This window comes from Bartonella grahamii subsp. shimonis (genome assembly GCF_036327415.1).
Classification (GTDB): domain Bacteria; phylum Pseudomonadota; class Alphaproteobacteria; order Rhizobiales; family Rhizobiaceae; genus Bartonella; species Bartonella shimonis.
On record NZ_CP123961.1, the window covers coordinates 1,735,185 to 1,752,582 of the forward strand.

Annotated in this window: 10 protein-coding genes and 3 pseudogenes; 3 read left to right on the forward strand and 10 right to left on the reverse strand. The window is 43.5% G+C overall.

Annotated elements, in window-relative coordinates; genetic code table 11:
- The first annotated feature begins 28 nt into the window (after positions 1-28).
- The 3 genes and pseudogenes from QHG57_RS07720 to QHG57_RS07730 all read left to right on the forward strand — a co-directional run.
- Positions 29-343 (forward strand): hypothetical protein, encoded by a 315-nt coding sequence (locus QHG57_RS07720; RefSeq protein WP_330168801.1) that lies wholly within the window; start codon positions 29-31, stop codon positions 341-343.
- 3 nt (positions 344-346) lie between these two features.
- Positions 347-757, forward strand: a pseudogene (locus QHG57_RS07725) (hypothetical protein); the annotation flags it as partial.
- Position 758: 1 nt separating this feature from the next.
- Positions 759-950: pseudogene (locus tag QHG57_RS07730) on the forward strand (antA/AntB antirepressor family protein); the annotation flags it as partial.
- 167 nt (positions 951-1,117) lie between these two features.
- Here QHG57_RS07730 and QHG57_RS07735 read toward each other — a convergent pair.
- The 10 genes and pseudogenes from QHG57_RS07735 to QHG57_RS07780 form a co-directional block, all read right to left on the reverse strand.
- On the reverse strand, positions 1,118-1,477 hold the full coding sequence (locus tag QHG57_RS07735) for a hypothetical protein (protein WP_330169042.1): 360 nt from the start codon (positions 1,475-1,477) through the stop codon (positions 1,118-1,120).
- A 176-nt stretch (positions 1,478-1,653) separates the two neighbouring features.
- Positions 1,654-2,055, reverse strand: a complete 402-nt coding sequence (locus tag QHG57_RS07740; protein ID WP_330169043.1) for a hypothetical protein — start codon at positions 2,053-2,055, stop codon at positions 1,654-1,656.
- A pseudogene (locus QHG57_RS07745) lies at positions 2,052-3,953 on the reverse strand (hemagglutinin repeat-containing protein); the annotation flags it as partial. The gene QHG57_RS07740 and the pseudogene QHG57_RS07745, both read right to left, overlap by 4 nt.
- Positions 3,954-4,046: 93 nt before the next feature.
- A complete protein-coding gene (locus tag QHG57_RS07750) occupies positions 4,047-4,460 on the reverse strand; it encodes a hypothetical protein (protein WP_330167810.1) in 414 nt (137 codons plus the stop codon).
- Positions 4,457-5,224: a hypothetical protein gene (locus QHG57_RS07755; RefSeq protein ID WP_330167811.1), complete on the reverse strand. Its 768-nt coding sequence runs from the start codon at positions 5,222-5,224 to the stop codon at positions 4,457-4,459. Before QHG57_RS07755 ends, QHG57_RS07750 begins: the two co-directional genes overlap by 4 nt.
- 142 nt (positions 5,225-5,366) lie before the next feature.
- Positions 5,367-5,846 carry a hypothetical protein gene (locus tag QHG57_RS07760; protein WP_330167812.1) on the reverse strand — a complete coding sequence of 160 codons (480 nt, stop codon included), beginning with the start codon at positions 5,844-5,846 and terminating at the stop codon, positions 5,367-5,369.
- Between the two features lie 176 nt (positions 5,847-6,022).
- Positions 6,023-6,382: a hypothetical protein gene (locus tag QHG57_RS07765; protein WP_273724680.1), complete on the reverse strand. Its 360-nt coding sequence runs from the start codon at positions 6,380-6,382 to the stop codon at positions 6,023-6,025.
- A 176-nt stretch (positions 6,383-6,558) separates the two neighbouring features.
- Positions 6,559-6,972 (reverse strand): hypothetical protein, encoded by a 414-nt coding sequence (locus tag QHG57_RS07770; protein WP_330169044.1) that lies wholly within the window; start codon positions 6,970-6,972, stop codon positions 6,559-6,561.
- Positions 6,969-15,119 carry a hemagglutinin repeat-containing protein gene (locus tag QHG57_RS07775; protein ID WP_330169045.1) on the reverse strand — a complete coding sequence of 2,717 codons (8,151 nt, stop codon included), beginning with the start codon at positions 15,117-15,119 and terminating at the stop codon, positions 6,969-6,971. Before QHG57_RS07775 ends, QHG57_RS07770 begins: the two co-directional genes overlap by 4 nt.
- Before the next feature lie 25 nt (positions 15,120-15,144).
- Entirely contained in the window at positions 15,145-16,941 is a 1,797-nt protein-coding gene (locus tag QHG57_RS07780; protein WP_330169046.1) for a ShlB/FhaC/HecB family hemolysin secretion/activation protein, read from the reverse strand.
- Positions 16,942-17,398 lie beyond the last annotated feature (457 nt).

Here is a 17,398-nt window from a genome sequence, read left to right on the forward strand (position 1 = left end):
CATTAATTATGATTCAAAAGGAGCAATGATGAAAGTAATCATCACTAAGCCAATGTGTGTTGTTGGAGACAATAAAAGCACTGTTCGCTTTGAACCATCAACACCCAATAATCCATTTGTTGAAGTTTCCAATCAAGTCTACGCACGTCTCAAACGCGCTAATGCTGCAAAACCTTTTGTTGACGTCAAGACAACAGCAAAATCTGACAAGGCAATTGAACAAATTAAGCAGATAGAACAAGAAGCCGTACAAACATCGTCTGAACCAATGACAGAGAAAACCTCACTCGAACAGCCAAAAGCATCTAAAGCTTCCAAGTCACCTACCCCCAAAAAGGCTTAGACGTTGAAGTTAATCATCCACCAAAAATGGTATTTTCAACAGGTAAAGGATACCTTCACCAGTCTTCAAGCACCACGCCTTAATTGGGCTTTGCGTAATGCTCTAAACACCTCTGCAAAACAAGTCGAACGCTTTGCAGAAAAACAAATTGCCGATGTTACATCCGCCCAACCAAAGCGTGTCAAAAAAGGCGTTTATATTAAAGGAAAGGCTACAGCAAAGCTTCTCGAGACAGATATCATTGGTTCTGGAACACCGATACCTCTTAAATTTTTTCAAGCACAAGAAACAAAACGCGGCGTAACATACAAAATGTTCGGAAAAAAAGAAATTTTACCCCATGCTTTTATCAAAGGTGGGAGTTTTCCAAAGCGTGTTGAATTAAAAAAGCTGAATGGTAATGTGTTTCAAAGAAGAGCGTAATAACAAAGGTCATCAAACAAGAGAGTATTTTATCGAATGTGAAAAGCTTGCAAAGCAGATAGCTGTTTCGCAAATCGATTACTCAAGTCCTCAAGCGATGATAGGATTCTTGCATCACTTACAAAGCCAAATAGAGCAGAAAAATCATGTTATTGCCGAATTAGCACCAAAGGCAGAGGCTTTGTAAAGCTTAAAGACACGCCGTATAGCACTTGCCGAGCGTGGCTTTTATAATGGAAGTAGAGCGCAAAGATGCGCGCGCTCGTGGTTTATCCCTCTACCCGATTTCATCTATAAAGATGATTATAGTATTGCTGATGGGGAATTGTTGGCCATCACCAGCAACAAGACTTAAGGCTGGCATTCAAGTTGTTCTGAATGTTTTTTACAATAAGGGCTATTTAAGCGTCTCTCAACACTTCGCTGAGGCATGACAGCACCAGGACGACATATGGGAAGGTTGTCTGATTTATGATTTTCACACCAATCTTGTATTGTAAAGCTAGGACGAAAACCTGATTGCGCCATACACATTTCAATACTGGCAAATTGATTCAAATCTAGCGCCACAACCTTATTAAGGTCCGGTACTCCACATTCTAAAAGTATTTTATTTCTCCATAATGTTGGAGAAAGTGAGGGAATTGAGTTAACACATCCAGTGATACTTAACAGAGCTATGCAACTCAACAGTTTTAAGATTTTCTTCATTTTGTCCCTCCTTCAATGGATTTAGTGACTATAAGAAGGCTCAAAAGCCTGTTGATATTTTCTGTCACCGCCGTTTTAAACAACGGTGAACAATATTGAGATGATTAGTGAAACAATCCCGCCATTCCAAGTGAAGGCAAGGATGGCGGATTGTTGGTCATTACAAACAGTAAGACTTAAGGATAGCATTCATATTGTTCTGGATGCTTTTTACAAAAAGGGCTGTTCAAGCGCTTCTTGACACTGCGCCTCGGGATCACAGCGCCCGGACGACATATGGGTAAGTTTTCGGCTTTATGGTTTACACACCACCCCCCCCCCCTTTCTTCATAGCGGAATCCTGATTGAACCATGCAAGCATGAATTGTTGCTATTGCATTATTACTGAGCTTTCTACTTTCTGGATCCTTATCATAAGGGGTTGGCATACCGCATTCTAACAAGGCTTTTCCTATCTCCGTAAAATCTGCTCCTGGCTTTTCCCATGCCCCTATAGAAGATGTGGGAGTCTTATTAAACTGGCACCCAGCTATACTCAATAGAGTTATCGCACTTAATAATTTTAAGGTTTGTTTCATTTTTTACTCCATGATTTACTTGAAGGAACTTGTTCACGATGAGATGTGCCATAATTATATCTACATTTATAACTCGCATTTCCAAGACAGGTATGGGAACTTATGGGATCTGAGAACATTTTCCATGTTTCTTTCCACCAGTTACTGCCAGCAGGGAGTGTCTCATAGGTATAATCATTGCCACCAATAACTCTGCTTACAAAGTCATATCTATGCCCATCAAAGCCTATCGTGGTTTGTTTGCCATCACTCACATAACCTAACAGACCGGATGCAACTAAAACATTAAAGGCGGGTCCATAGAAATTGATATTCGTGTTGTCGGCTATACCGTGCACACCTTCTTGTTTGAAAGAATTCAGCATATTCCCCAATGTCATCGTCCCACGGCTATGGCCATAAAGTTCTAACCCTGTAATACCATGGCTATACACCAAATCTTTTGCTTCTTGTGTGGAATTGGTCAAACCCCAAAAGTTATTTTCCATAAACTTCTGATAACCCGCAACCAGTAGTTCTGAGATAGCAGAATCGGCTTTGGGGAACACAACAAAATAAAGCGGTTCATTTTTATCCTTCGCATGTTGCTCTGCATAAACAGCCGCCTCATAGGGGGGTGTAAAAATGCCATTGAGGGACACATGCACCTTGCCATCAGAGCCGGCTTGCAAATGCTGCTTTTCCTCATCCGTTAAATAATGAAACTTAGGGATTTTTTGTCCACGAGCGTCTTTGATATACTGTCCATTTGCATCTTTTTCATAGATTGTATTGCCATTTTCATCACGGTCGACCACAGCGATGGGGTGCTCTTTGATAAACATGGTTTTATAGGATTCATCGCTGTATTTAAACCCTTCTTCTAAGAGTTGGGTTACCATTTCACGATTTTCATGGACGATTTGTTCCAGCCTGCCTACATCGAGCGGTTGTACACCCTGATGGGCGGTGGCAGTATCACGATTAAGGGAGGCTATGGCTTGCTCGACATCTTGCCCTGTCAATACCTTCTGCCCTGCTTCATCGGTCAAGACGATGGTGCCATCGCTAATGGCAGATTTTGTGTATCCTTCCTCTGAATCTTTAGCTTTTGAATGATCTAAGACATTTTTAGCGATGTTTTTCCCGACACCATATTTGCCTTGATACATCGGACCACCCCCAGAAAGGCTTAAACCTTGGCTGCTGGCTTTAGCATGCGCACTGTTGGTGATATCACTGGTGCTAATGCTTCCTGTGGTCAGGCTGTTTTTTCCTGCCGGCGCGGTACTTTCAATAATACCTCCGGCCAGGGTTGTTTTGTCTTTAACGTTGATCTTAAAGCCGCCATCACCCGCTTTAATGCCTGATTGTTCCACAACACTGTGATAATCGCTAGAGGATTTATCCTTGTTCAAGGATATATTGGTTGTGGCTGCATCATCCTTTTTTCCACCATTAAAGCCAATGGAAAGAGAATTTTGTTTGCTAGAACTTTGTCCCGTATCACTCTGGCTTTTTATGGTCAAGCTTCCTCCCACATCCACTTTGACTTGATTTCCAGAAACCACAGCGCCTGCCAATGTGGTGTTTCCTCCACTGTTGGTATGAACCGTTCCGGTGCCTATAATATGGCTGTTTTTGTGATGCACTTCCTCACTGGAACCCTTGCCTTTACCAAAGGAAGCATTCCCCATCCACCCTGTACCACCGGTACCATAACTATACCCAACATTCATTGAAGCGCTTTGCGAATGATTTTGCATTGTTTGCGTGTTTTGCGCACTTTCAAAGGTGATATGTTGTCTTGCATCCAAGGTGATATTCCCGCTCTGCTCATCATTTGCATAGACTGGATTGGTACCAGCGATAATATCAGCGCCAATACTATGGATGCTGCCTTTGTGGGCATGCATGTCTTCTGGCGTTCAATAGGAAGACTGAGGGAACAATCGCGCCATTCCAAGCGAAGGCAAGGATGGCGGATTGTTGATCAGCACAAACAGCAAGACTTAAGGCTGGCATTCATCCGCGTTTTTATACCTTTTACAAAACGGACTGTTTAAGCGCTTCTTGACACTGCGCTGTGGTATGACAGCACCAGGCTGACAAATGGGGAGGTTTTCTTCTCTAAATGTATAACACCACCCACCCACATGTTCATCTTTATAGCGGAATCCTGATTGAATCATGCAAGCATAAGTTGTTGCTCTTGCATTGTTGCTTCTCTCTCTATTTTCTCTATCAGGATCGATAAGGCTCGGCATGCCACATTCTAAGAGGGCTTTTCCTATCTCAGTAAAGTCTGCACCAGGCTTCTCCCACATACTCACGTATGCTGGAGAAGGTTTGTCAATATTTGATATGTCACATCCAGCGATATTTAACAGAATAAGCCCACTCAATAATTTAAACAATCTCTTCATTTTTTTCTCCATAAATAACCTAAACCTAAATTATCTAAAATCGCATGAGGTGCATAAATTTTTACATTATGAGGTGTTCCATAATCATGTTTACACGCATCACTCGCATCACCATAACAATTATGGGTGCTAGGTTTAAAGCCGCGTAGCGCTCCCACTTGCTCTTTCATTGGAATTGCTGGTGGAAATAATACATAGGGGAACTTCAGGGGTACCTTATAAGCAGTAGGTAGATTATGACCAATTTCTGTACCAATGGGATCGAATATATGGTTTTGTAAGTAAATATGATCTTTCTTACCATCACTCACATAATAGTGTGCATTCGCTATCGATAGAGAGTTATCAGCTGGCCCAAAAAGATAGATATCTGTTTTTTCTGCTATACCGTGAATGCCATGCTTTTCAAAGTCACGCATTCCATTACCCACTGTCAGACTACCACGGCTATGCGCACTAACAATAGCATTGTCATTGCCATAACGATAGATAAAATCTTGGAACTTTTTGGTTGAATTGCTCCATCCCCCAAAATACTCATAAATTGCTATCCCTAACTCTACCAGCACATCGTCAGCTTGGAGAAAGTATGTAAAGTAAAGCGGACCATTTTTATTAACAGCCAATTGGACAGCATTACCCGCTGCTTTTAAGAGAAGATCATCATGCGCTTGAACATCAGAGCCTAAAATATTCAAATCTTTTCCAGAGAGAAGTGTCGTCGAGCCTCCAATGAAAATCCCCCCCAATGGCTTGTGTCTCAAAATGCGCATTCCCCGTAATGGAACCTTCCGCTGCCGTGTTGTGAGGTTGATCGACCACCAAATTCAACGTGCCACCCGCTTGAATAAGAAGGGCACTATTTTGTCTCCCTTCATCATTCGTGCTTCTTGTCTAACTAACTCTTTAAGAATGGCTAGGACGCTTTGATGGTCGCTTTTGTAAAGCTTTTTTTGTTTGCTGACGTTTTCTTTCATTCTCAAAATGAGCTATCATGGCCCGTTCCTTCTTGCTCGTATTGCTTAGACCAAAAGTGTCATTATCCATAAATTTCTGATATCCAGCTATCATGAGATCGGTTAGGAACGAGTCACTTTTCGGAGGTTGTGTAAAATAAATCCCCTTTGAATCCTGCAATTTATATCGAAAACCTGCTTTTTTCATGCACTCATAAACTGAGGCAAATTCACTCGCATACGAATTCATATCACTAGAAGAAGCATAAACCGGTTTCCAGCCACATTTTAAAAGTGCTTGTTCAATTACAGCCCGATCTGTTCCAGGCTTTTCCCATAAAACCAAAGTCGATGGGGGAGGAGTTCCTAACTGACATCCAGCTGTACTTAACAGAGCTATACCGCTCAATAATTTTATGATTTTCTTCATTTTGTCCCTCCTTCAATGGATTTAGTGACTATAAGAAGGCTCAAAAGCCTGTTGATATTTTCTGTCACCGCCGTTTTAAACAACGGTGAACAATATTGAGATGATTAGTGGAACAATCCCGCCATTCCAAGCGAAGGCAAGGATGGCGGATTGTTGATCAGCACAAACAGTAAAACTTAAGGCTGGCATTCAAGTTGTTCTGAATGTTTTTTACAATAAGGGCTATTTAAGCGTCTCTCAACACTTCGCTGAGGCATGACAGCACCAGGACGACATATGGGAAGGTTGTCTGATTTATGATTTTCACACCAATCTTGTATTGTAAAGCTAGGGCGAAAACCTGATTGCGCCATACACATTTCAATACTGGCAAATTGATTCAAATCTAGCGCCACAACCTTATTAAGGTCCGGTACTCCACATTCTAAAAGTATTTTATTTCTCCATAATGCTGGAGAAAGTGAGGGAATTGAGTTAACACATCCAGTGATACTTAACAGAGCTATGCAACTCAACAGTTTTAAGATTTTCTTCATTTTGTCCCTCTTTCAATGGATTTATTTACGATAAAACAGCTCATAAGCCTGTTGATATTTTCTGTCACCGCCGTTTTAAACAACGGTGAACAATATTGAGATGATTAGTGGAACAATCCCGCCATTCCAAGCGAAGGCAAGGATGGCGGATTGTTGGTCATTACAAACAGTAAAACTTAAGGTTTGCATTCAGGTTGTACTGGACTTCTTTTACAAAACGGGCTATTTAAGCGCTTCTTGACACTGCGCTGTGGGATGACAGCACCAGGCTGACAAATGGGAAGATTTTCCGCTTTATAATTATCACACCAAGTTCCTCCCCATTTATCTTTATAGTGGAATCCTGCCTGAACCATACAGGCATCAATTGTTGCCCATCCATTATTGTTTACCTCTTTATTTTCTGAATCAGGATCGATAAGGCTCGGCATGCCACATTCTAAGAGGGCTTTTCCTATCTCAGTAAAGTCTGCACCAGGCTTCTCCCACATACTCACGTATGCTGGAGAAGGTTTGTCAATATTTGATATGTCACATCCAGCGATACTTAACAGAATAAGCCCACTCAATAATTTAAACAATCTCTTCATTTTTTTCTCCATAAATAACCTAAACCTAAATTATCTAAAATCGCATGAGGTGCATAAATTGTTGCATTATGAGGTGTTCCATAATCACGTTTACATGCTGCCGACGCATCACCATAACAATTATGGGTGCTAGGGTTAAAGCCGCCTAGCGCTCCCACTTGCTCTTTCATTGGAATTGCTGGTGGAAATAATACATAGGGGAACTTCAAGGGTACCTTATAAGCTGTCGGTAGATTGTGACCAATTTCTGTACCTATGGGATCGAATATATGGTTTTGTAAGTAAATATGATCTTTCTTGCCATCACTCACATAATAGTGTGCATTCGCTATCGATAGAGCGTTATCAGCTGGCCCAAAAAGATAGATATCTGTTTTTTCTGCTATACCGTGAATGCCATGCTTTTCAAAGTCACGCATTCCATTACCCACTGTCAGACTACCACGGCTATGCGCACTAACAATAGCATTGTCATTGCCATAACGATAGATAAAATCTTGGAACTTTTTGGTTGAATTGCTCCATCCCCCAAAATACTCATAAAATGCTACCCCTAACTCTACTAGTGTGTCTTTAGCTTCAGGGTGATAGGTAAAATAAAGGTGACCATTTTTATTAACAGCCATTTGCACAGCATTACCTGCTGCTTCATCGGGGGAATTAAAAATGCCATTGTAGAACATATAAACAGCACCATTAGGGCCTTTTTGTAAATGCTTTTCTTCATCTGGCGTTAAATAGCTATACAGAACAATATTTTTTCCATCACTGCCTTTTATATAGTTTCCATTTTCATCGGTTAAATAGAGGACATTGCCATTTTCATCATGCGCAACCTCACCAACTGGATGTTTTTTGACATTTGCGACTTCGCGCACTTTGTCCCAGTATCCCAATCCTTCATCCGATAAATCATTGATCATATCCACGCGATTATGCACTGCTCCCTCAAGCGGTGCGACATCTAGCTGTCCTACTGCCTGGTGGGCTGTAGCGGTGTTGCGGTTGAGAGAGCCAATGATTTGTCCAGCGTCTTGCCCCATCGCCCTCTGTCCAGTTGTATCGGTTAGGATGATACTCCCATCACTGATAGCGGATTTGGTTTCCCCTTCTGCTCCATCCTTAGCTTTTCCATGACTTAAAGCATTTTTAGCAATATTTTTTATCGTATCATTCCCAGAAAGGCTAACCCCTTGACTGCTGGCTTTAGCATGCGCACTGTTGGTGATATCACTGGTGCTAATGCTTCCTGTGGTCAGGCTGTTTTTTTCTGCCGGCGCGGTGCTGGCAATGATGCCTCCGGCCAGGGTTGTTTTGTCTTTAACGTTGATCTGAAAGCCGCCATCACCCGCTTTAATGCCTGATTGTTCCACAACACTATGATAATCACTAGAGGATTTATCCTTTTGGAAAGAGGCGCTCATGGAGCCCCCTCCACCCGTTTGTCCAGCGCCAAACCCAACAGAAACAGAGTTTTGCTTGCTAGAAGTTTGTCCCGTATCACTGCGGCTGGTAATGGTGAAATTACTCCCCACGTCTGCTTTGACTTGGTTTCCAGAAACCACAGCGCCTGCCAGTGTGGTATTTCCTCCACTGTTGGTGTGAACTGTGCCGGTGCCTATAATATGGCTGTTTTTGTGATGCACTTCATCACTGGAACCTTCCCCTTGACTAAAAGAAGCACTGCCTGTTGCCCCTGCGCCCCCCGTGCCATAACCGGTGCCAACACTCATGGAAGAACTTTCACTGTTGTTTTGTGTGCTTTGTGTGTTTTGCGCACTTTCAAAGGTGATATCTTTCCCTGCTTCCAAAGTGATATTCCCGCTCTGTTCATCGTTGATCAAAGGATTTGTGCTGGCAATAATATCGGCTCCAACACCGTGGATGCTACCTTCATGGGCATGCATGTTAACAGCGCGTCTGCCTTCTATGCTATTTGTTACTGCGGTGAAAACTTGAGAAGAGGCTTCTACTTTCTCAGTTTTAAAGCCCACGGTTACACTGCCAGATGCGCCAGCCATATTGGCAAGAGCATCCTTGGTAGAGCCCCCCAACCCTCCTAATGGGCTACTCAGTCCTTTGGTTATGTTCCCCTTTTCCCCTGTATTGCCAGTCAGCCAATCAACAAAATTCCTGCCTTTGTTAAAGAGGTGATTGATTTTCATGCCGGTCAGTATGCCATTAATAACTGTGTTATTGCCATCCTTATTGTTCATGCGGTCCGCTGAATCTTTTAAGCCTTGTACCGTGCCAAGGACACCGATATCACCAGAAGCTGTCACACCCGCAAAAGACTTTTCATGCTTTTCTTTTGCGTTAGAGGTATCATAGCTTTCCGATAGGGTAATATTATTGCCAGCATCAATGTTGACATCACGATCCGCCGAAACAATGGTTGCTTGTAAATTCACATCATTGCCACCATTGATCTGCACATCTTTGCCCGCCTTGAAATGAGATGGCGTATTGGTATTTTCCCATTGGTCCCCTGTGTCTTTGGCGCTCGCAATTCCAACACCTACAGAAGCACCGCTAGGGTTCTTTTCAAACTGAAACCCAAAACCTGTGCGTTCTTCCTTTGAGCTTGCCCTATGACGATTGTGACCAGGTGAAACATTCACATCATGGGCTGCCGAAACATTAATATTTTCCTCTGCGTTAAAATCAGAGCCCACCACGTTCACATCTTTTTTCGTGGCGGTGATGGTGATATTTTTGCCATTGAGAGAAGAGCCTTGATGTTCAAAACTCTCTTCATTTTCTGTCTTTCCCTCACTGCCATATATCGACACAAAGCCCTTACCTGATCCCACGCCAAAACCTGTTTCATGCTCCTCTGAATGGCTGCTATGGTGGTCCGTCATGCCATCAATCGTCACATTTTCTCCCGTCACATGAATATCTTCATTTGCAAACATATGAGAAGCAGTGATTGTGGTCTCTTTGTCTGATTGCGTGATAATGTTGCCCGTTGCCCCCAGAACAGAGGAGACCGTTGTGGTGTGCGATTGAGATGTATCGGACGATTTCTCATGCAAAAAGCCACTTGATGACGATTGTGCTTGTTGATCCAACTGTTCTTGGGCGCCTTTTATGACAATCTTTCCCCCAGCGTGAATGGTAATATCCGCTTGTTTCTGATCTCCCAGTGCTTTCTCTTCTGACGTTTCCTCTGCCTTACCGGCTATGAGCGTCGAGGCGACAACTTCCGTGTTGTTTCCTGAGTCAATGGCAACGCCTTTGCCCCCAGATATGCTTGACCCCACAACTTGGGTAGCATCAACCTTGTTATGCACGGATTTGCTGCTACTAAACACCCCACCGTCTTTATGATACGACATCTCATAATGTAAGCTATCCTCCGCATTGGTGATCAGGACATCGTTGCTGGCTTTCAGCCCCACCTTGCCCTCAGCCGCAATGGAACTACCTGTGATGCTAAGGTCATGCGGCTTGCCATCCTGCCCTGCAATGACCGTGGTATCACCTCCCGATTTTATCGAAGAGCCAACGGCATGAGAGGCTTGCATGTCCACTTTCGTGTTTTTGGCGCGAAGATGATACTCCATCTCATCTTCTCTTACCCCTATTGTTATCTCCCCTTGTGCGCCAAGAGCAACATTGCCCTTCGCATCTATATCGGAAGCAGCCATATGGATATCTTTTCCAGATAGAACCATGGTCTCTTTTCCAGAACTTAAATGAGAGCCATTATGCACAGCAACATGAGAGGTTTGATCCCCGCGATGGCTATTGGCACTGTTGCGCGTGGCATCAATCGAAACATTGCCCTCAGCTTTTAAGAGAAGATTATCATGCGCTTGAACATCAGAGCCTAAAATATTCAAATCTTTTCCAGAGAGAAGTGTCGTCGAGCCTCCAGAATTGACTTCCGATTTATGGTGCATGGTGGCATCACCCTGTTCATCATGGTAATGGGTTTCTGCTGAACCAATCGTCAAGTTGCCTTGTTCTGTAGCCATGGCAAGATCACCTCCGGTGGTGATCCCCACCCCTGAGGCGGTAATGTCCTGTTTAGCAATCACGCTCGCATTGCCCCCAGCAGAAAGCGCCTCGGTGTTTAATACTGTCTCCACGCCGTCAACCGTTGTGCGCCCTGCATCCAAACGAATATTCTTCTCTGCAACTAAAATAGCATCGTTACCCGCCGCAAAATGCCCGCCTTGACTAAAGATATCCCCGCCATGCACATGCAACTGGTGATTTGCCGCAATCCGCCCTGAATTGGTTATTGTGGAATTGCTGGTATTTTGGCTGGTGATATTGACATCATCCCCCATGATCAAAGCCCCAGCAGAAACAAAGGAAGCTCTGTCTTTTTCAGGGATGTAAAGCACCGGTGCGTAAACATCCATGCCTTTAACCTGTTGGCGCACATAAATCACCATCGGCGCTTCTAGGGACGCCAATTGTTCTTCACTCAAAGCCTCACCAAAGGGGAGATTGTGTGCTTTTGCATATTCTGCCCCACCATCCAGCAAGGTTTTGACTTGTTCAATGGCATCACTTCCGGGAATAAAGGAACCTTTGCCCAAACCTTGACCAACAAGATCACGCATTTGTTTTTCAATCAGCTGCTTTTCAAAATATGCATCGCCTAAGAAAAAAATCTCTCTGTCAGGATTGTAACCAATTCTGTTCAAATAATAGGCTGAGCCATAAAACTTGCCGACATCAAGGAATTCTGCCCGCGTTTCATAAATGAAATTCTGTTTGGGCAGCGTGCCACCAATCCCACCCGATTGAGGCTTTGGCAAAGGGAGCCCCTCAGAAAGTTCCCCTGCATTATTGAGATCCACTTTTGGTGTAAAGAGAGCACCAGCCCCAGTTAAACCACTTAAGGCCTCCAGTGGATTACCCCCAACCGCTTTGGCTTCAAAATGCGCATCCCCTGTAATCGAACCTTCCGCTGCCGTGTTGTGGAGTTGATCGACCACCAGATTTAAAGTGCCACCCGCTTGAACAAGACCAGGAACGCTCTCCAAAGCTTCTGAGCCAGTTTGACGATCCTTGCCATTGGCTATATCTAAAGAAACATCGCGGCTTCCATCAGCTTTATAGCCATAACAACTGTCTGTATAAGCCTGACAACTAAGATAAGTGTTTTTATAAGCTGTTGCCCCTAAATTGGTCAGCACATTGGCTTGGATATCGGCATTTCCCCCTGCTTCTATAATGCTATAATGGTTGTCAATATTATCTGCGTTAATGATGAGATTACCGTGAGATTGTATCATCCCTTGAACGGTAGGCTTATGCGAAAACGCCTGCGTGACAGTCTCTTCTGTCATGTGTGACCAGTTTTCGTTTATTGACCCGAACCATCCTCCCTTCCGCCGAGAACCATTCCAGGAATACTGTTCTATGCCTTTTCTGTTATCATTATATTCCCAAGTAAATGCCTTATAGACTGTTCCATCGCTTAAAATTGCGGTGCCGTAGATTTCTTCTTTGCTTGCCCAAACCTGTTGTTCAAATATAAAATTCTTCTTATCACTACCAAACGGCCACTTAGAAAGCTTTCCTTTACCCCAACTATTCGATCTCGTATCATGATATAAACCCCTACCATCAAGAAAATTATATTTGTCTGGTTTTTGGAATGCGATGGCGACTTCTTCCGTTTTTTCCGTGATAACAGGCGTGCTATCGGCTTCGTTTTTCAGAGTTTTGGTTTGGATATTTAAATTTCCACCTGCTTGAATAAAGCCCGCTTTGTTGACAAGGGAAAGGCTTTTTCCGCTGCCAGCTGCATTGGTGAAAGATAAATCACCCTCTGCCATTATGGCGCCAAAATCATTGAGCAAAGCTCCATCAACTTGTAAAGCACCATTGCCCTTCACATAGATTAAACCCGTTTTGCTGTTGGTCACATTGCCTGTCACGCTAAAGACTAAATCCTGCCCCGATGCCAATTGACCGCTATTTTTAAGCGCCCCTGTTTTGATGGTGAAATCTCGTGCCGCTAAAACAGAAGTTGCCTGATCCACCATAACCCCTGGAGCAACAAAGAGAATATCTCCAGTCCCACCCTGATCTGTCACGGCTTGGAGCCGTGCATTGTGAATATCAAGGGCATTGGTGCTGTGAAAATCTAAACCACCATACGTCAATTCGCTGCCCGAGACATCAATATGATCCGCAATTAAATACAGCGTTTGCGGCGTGTAAATATGAGAACGATTATTGCTTAAATCCAGTGTTGGTGCTGTCAATCTCACATCCCCCTTAGCAGACAGCACATTCTCAACACTGATCCCGCCTGATACCGATGTCAATGTGGCTGTGCCATAGCCAATGACCTGATCATAATAAATGTCGTTGCCAGCAAAAAGGTCAATATTACCACCACTAATAATATGTCCAACCTTTATGCCCGTTTGTGCCGTGATAGAAAGAGAACCTTTGTCATAAAAAACAAGATCACCAGAAGGATTCGAAGGGCTTACTTGCGAGTGAACAAAATCTAACCCTGTCATCAGTGTGCCTGCATCAAGGCTGCCACCCTTTAAAACAGCATCATCACCCGTCATCAGCGAAGAAAAATCAACCGCCCCACCCTCAATATTTGCCTTGCCATAGGCTAAAAGTTGCCCAAAATGAACGGGGGCATTTGTTTCTGGTTGTGCATGAATGGCGATATTTTGATGCGACAGAATTGTTTCAGAAACAGAAAGTCCGTTATGAGAAACCAGGGTGATATCTCCTGCCCCATAAATATTTTCAGCAACAATCGCACCTTGACTGCTCTGGAGATCAACATCCCCTTGGGTGCCAAGAACAACAACACCTGTAGCACCCGTTGCCGTCATATCAACCCCACCGGCTAAAAGCTGCGCCTTTATATCACCACCGGCATGTGCCTTGAGGTTCCCTTGTGCTAAAACAATCCCCTCAAGTTTCAAGTCTCCACCCGCTTCAAGAGCCATATCAGCACCTGCCCCTAGCCCAGCAACTTTAAAAGTCTGGCGTGAAGACAGCTCCATATTGCCTCCAGAAGTTGCCTTACCCGCAATCGATAAAAGCCCATCCTGCGCTTCTATTTTCAGATGACCATCAGCGCCAACCGTTTCTAACGTCACATCCTTATGTGCTGCAATATCAATATGCTTTTTTGAAGTGATGTGTTTTGCCAATACGCTCTGGCTTTTCGATTTGAGGACAACACCCTTATGACCAAAAACATTCTTCAACGATATTTTTCCATCCGCAGAAAGGCGCAACTGCCCCGCATTGGCTGCCATATCATGGCGCATGCGAACCCCAACACCTTTTTCTGTCGCCACAAGTTTTATTCTGTCCGCTTGTAGAGCACCTAACGCAGAACCATCTATCGCATATTCCGGCTTGCCGGTAATATCAGTCAGTTCTTTCATCTGCCGAGAAGCGTAATCAAAATGACCCGTCCCTGCTGTCACTCCTATCTCCTTGCCTGCAACAGGTCCTTCAAAATGCACCGTGCGTGAGACAATATCGACAATATCAACCGCCCCTTGGCCTGAGAAAAAATTGGCTCCTCTTGCACCAAAGATGATGTCCCCACCTCTCACCTCAAAACCTTTCAGAAAACCGCTCGCATCAATTTCGGGTACACCTGTGGTTAAGGTCGCATGGGGCGTATTGATAAAGCCACAGCCATCACAGCTTATCCCATTGGGATTGGCTATAATCACATCGGCTGGGCGCCCAAAAACCTCTCCTGGACCATGAAGCGCACTGCGCTTGCTGCTGGTTACTTCATTTAAAATCACTTTTGCTGAACCAGAATAGCGCAAATGCGGATTGCCCGGCATAATGCCCCCCAACTGCGATTGCCCCACTTCCTGCGCATGATTGTTCCAAATGACACCTGGGCTGCCAATATTAAAATCGTAATATTTATTGTGTGATAAGCCCTTGCCATTAGGGGTAACAATATCAATCGAGGGAACCCCATTGGGTGCTGCGACTATATCTGGGCGATGGGCGGCATTAGCGTTAGGATCCACAGTAATTTGTGCCTGTAACACTGAAGGTGTTAATAAAAAAGAAACACCAAGTCCGCTTACCAAAACCTTTTTGAGCATTGTACTGGAAACTAAAACGCCCAATAAAATTGCTCTGTTTGCTCTCTTCTCATATTTCATACTTTAACTCCCCAATAAAAGACGCTTAAAGTTCCATTGTTAATGTCATAAAAAATGTTCCTGATTTTTTGTGCTTAACTGTGCTCCAAAAAATACTGGAATAGTTTGCATCAAGAGAGACCATACCCCCCGCAAGCTTGACACCTGCTGTCCAACCGGCAAGCTGGTCACTCTTAATCCCATACAAAGCTTGCGAAAACACATGCCCATAATCCAAACCAACATAAGGGCGGAGTTCACCAAAAACCTTTTTGAAGGTCGCGTGGTTGCGCCATGGAATGGTGCGTAGCAACAAATCATTCCGACTAAAAAAACCGTTATTGCCAAAAAGCAAACTCTCACGCGTGCCACGAACATTGGAAGCCCCTCCCAATGAAATCTGCTCAGCCCCCAATAAATTATGCGGTGAATATTGACCACTCAAAAGATTGCTCAGTATAAAGTCCAAGCCCCCTACCTTAAAAGGCGTCATGACACTAAGCGTACCGGTAAATTTGGCAAATTGTGGCTCCGCATCCCCTGCTCCTGGCGCATGTTTCTTGACTGAATGAAACAAGGGGAGCCCTTGCAAATAACTCACATCAAAGGTCCAAGTCCCACCCAACATCTGGCGAGAATGCGAAATCCCAAAATTGGCGACACTATATTGACGGCTGCCCACTTCAATCTTATTGCCAAGAAGGTAATTGTTGGTTCTTTTATAAGAAAGACCTAAATTCAAGGTTGTAAGGGAAACACTATCCCGGTAAAGAACCCTGCTTGTACTCGCGTGTAACTCACTGGAATCTCCCGTCGTCTCAATATCGGTAAAGTTACCAGGGATAATGCTTTGGTAATTATAAACAGTGCCATTCAATCCAAAAGTCCAATAACCGTACGGAATACTCACACTCGCTGAAATGTTATTGCTATGTCCTTCTTGCTTGCTCCCACCCCAATAATCGGGCTCACTGCGTTGATAGTTAAAATCCCACGCATCATTCATCCCTAAAATATTTTCTACCCTCAAACCCCCACTATAACGCGCATAACCCGTGGAAGATTGTCCCATATTGTCATGAGAAACAGTAATTTTGAAAGTTTTATCGGGATGATTGTTAATATTGACAATGGTGCTCCCTTCTTCACGCCCTGGAAGAAGTTCGCTTTGAGCGTGCGCTGAACTCAAACGGTTGATCTGATCAAGCCCCTGTTCAATATCGCGCATGTTCAGAACATGACCTTTAAGCCCAGGAAAAGCACTCCATACAACATTGTTATAACGAGATGCCGGTGAACCATTATAGTAAATCTCTGAGAGCTTGCCCTCAACGACAACAAATTTGAGCGTCTTGCTGTTTTTGATATCTTGATCAGGAATGTAAAAACGCGCCGTCACATAGCCTTGATCCAAATAAACTTTGGTTAACTTCTTGATTAAGAGCTGAATATCGACAAGACCGATACATCTTCCAACATAGGGCTCTGTTACGGCTGATATAGAGCGCTTTTTGACATGATGCACTCCCTCAACAACAAGAGCATGAATGGGAAAACATTGTTTCCCCCCCAAAAGCATTTCTGGATTTTTCTCTGAAGGCGTTGTAATGCCTTTAGGCGTTAAAGCGCGTAAATTCTCAATTCTTTCTAATTGCTGCTTTTCTGAATACCCGCGAGAAAAATTATCTGTTGGGGAATGAAAAATAGCTGAGGAGCGCGCATAAACACTTACACCTGTAAATAAGCCAAATAAAACAAAAATAGCACGAAAAATTCTCAAAAGAGAACTTTGGCGTAAAAATATCAATAACAATACAGATTGCCCCCGCTTTGCACTATTCATGAAACACTCTTTAAAAGAACTTCATGAATCTCTAACAATACCACTCAAAACAGCCACGACCCTATGACACCACCCAAAACAACCACTGCTCTATGACGCTTTTAACAAAAGCACATGCCTTTGTAACCAAAGAAAAGGGACACCTAAAACTGCTTTATTTTACAAAAAACGCTTTATTTTAATTGCTGGAAATCTCTCCCCCCACATTTATATGAAAAACTTCTAACCAAAGCTGTTTAGCTCGTCAATGTTTAATACATCAATATCCCCAGTTTAACGCGACAATATACTTATCAATAATTAGAGATAAATTCACTCTCCAGTTCCTCTAATCCACTCAACACGACACGCATATAAACGAGACATCATGCTATCAATCTTATCTTTTGGTAAAAAATCATAGTAGCAAACAATAAAGGAATCTCTTTTGAGAACCTTTTAAAACAGTCACACAAAA

What these genes read in the sequence shown, in the direction of transcription:
- QHG57_RS07735 (WP_330169042.1), bottom strand. Translation starts at nt 1,477, where the DNA reads ATGAAGAAAATCTTAAAACTGTTGAGTTGCATAGCTCTGTTAAGTATC.
- QHG57_RS07765 (WP_273724680.1), bottom strand. Translation starts at nt 6,382, where the DNA reads ATGAAGAAAATCTTAAAACTGTTGAGTTGCATAGCTCTGTTAAGTATC.
- QHG57_RS07720 (WP_330168801.1), top strand. Translation starts at nt 29, where the DNA reads ATGAAAGTAATCATCACTAAGCCAATGTGTGTTGTTGGAGACAATAAA.
- QHG57_RS07750 (WP_330167810.1), bottom strand. Translation starts at nt 4,460, where the DNA reads ATGAAGAGATTGTTTAAATTATTGAGTGGGCTTATTCTGTTAAATATC.
- QHG57_RS07770 (WP_330169044.1), bottom strand. Translation starts at nt 6,972, where the DNA reads ATGAAGAGATTGTTTAAATTATTGAGTGGGCTTATTCTGTTAAGTATC.
- QHG57_RS07775 (WP_330169045.1), bottom strand. Translation starts at nt 15,119, where the DNA reads ATGAAATATGAGAAGAGAGCAAACAGAGCAATTTTATTGGGCGTTTTA.
- QHG57_RS07740 (WP_330169043.1), bottom strand. Translation starts at nt 2,055, where the DNA reads ATGAAACAAACCTTAAAATTATTAAGTGCGATAACTCTATTGAGTATA.
- QHG57_RS07780 (WP_330169046.1), bottom strand. Translation starts at nt 16,941, where the DNA reads ATGAATAGTGCAAAGCGGGGGCAATCTGTATTGTTATTGATATTTTTA.
- QHG57_RS07760 (WP_330167812.1), bottom strand. Translation starts at nt 5,846, where the DNA reads ATGAAGAAAATCATAAAATTATTGAGCGGTATAGCTCTGTTAAGTACA.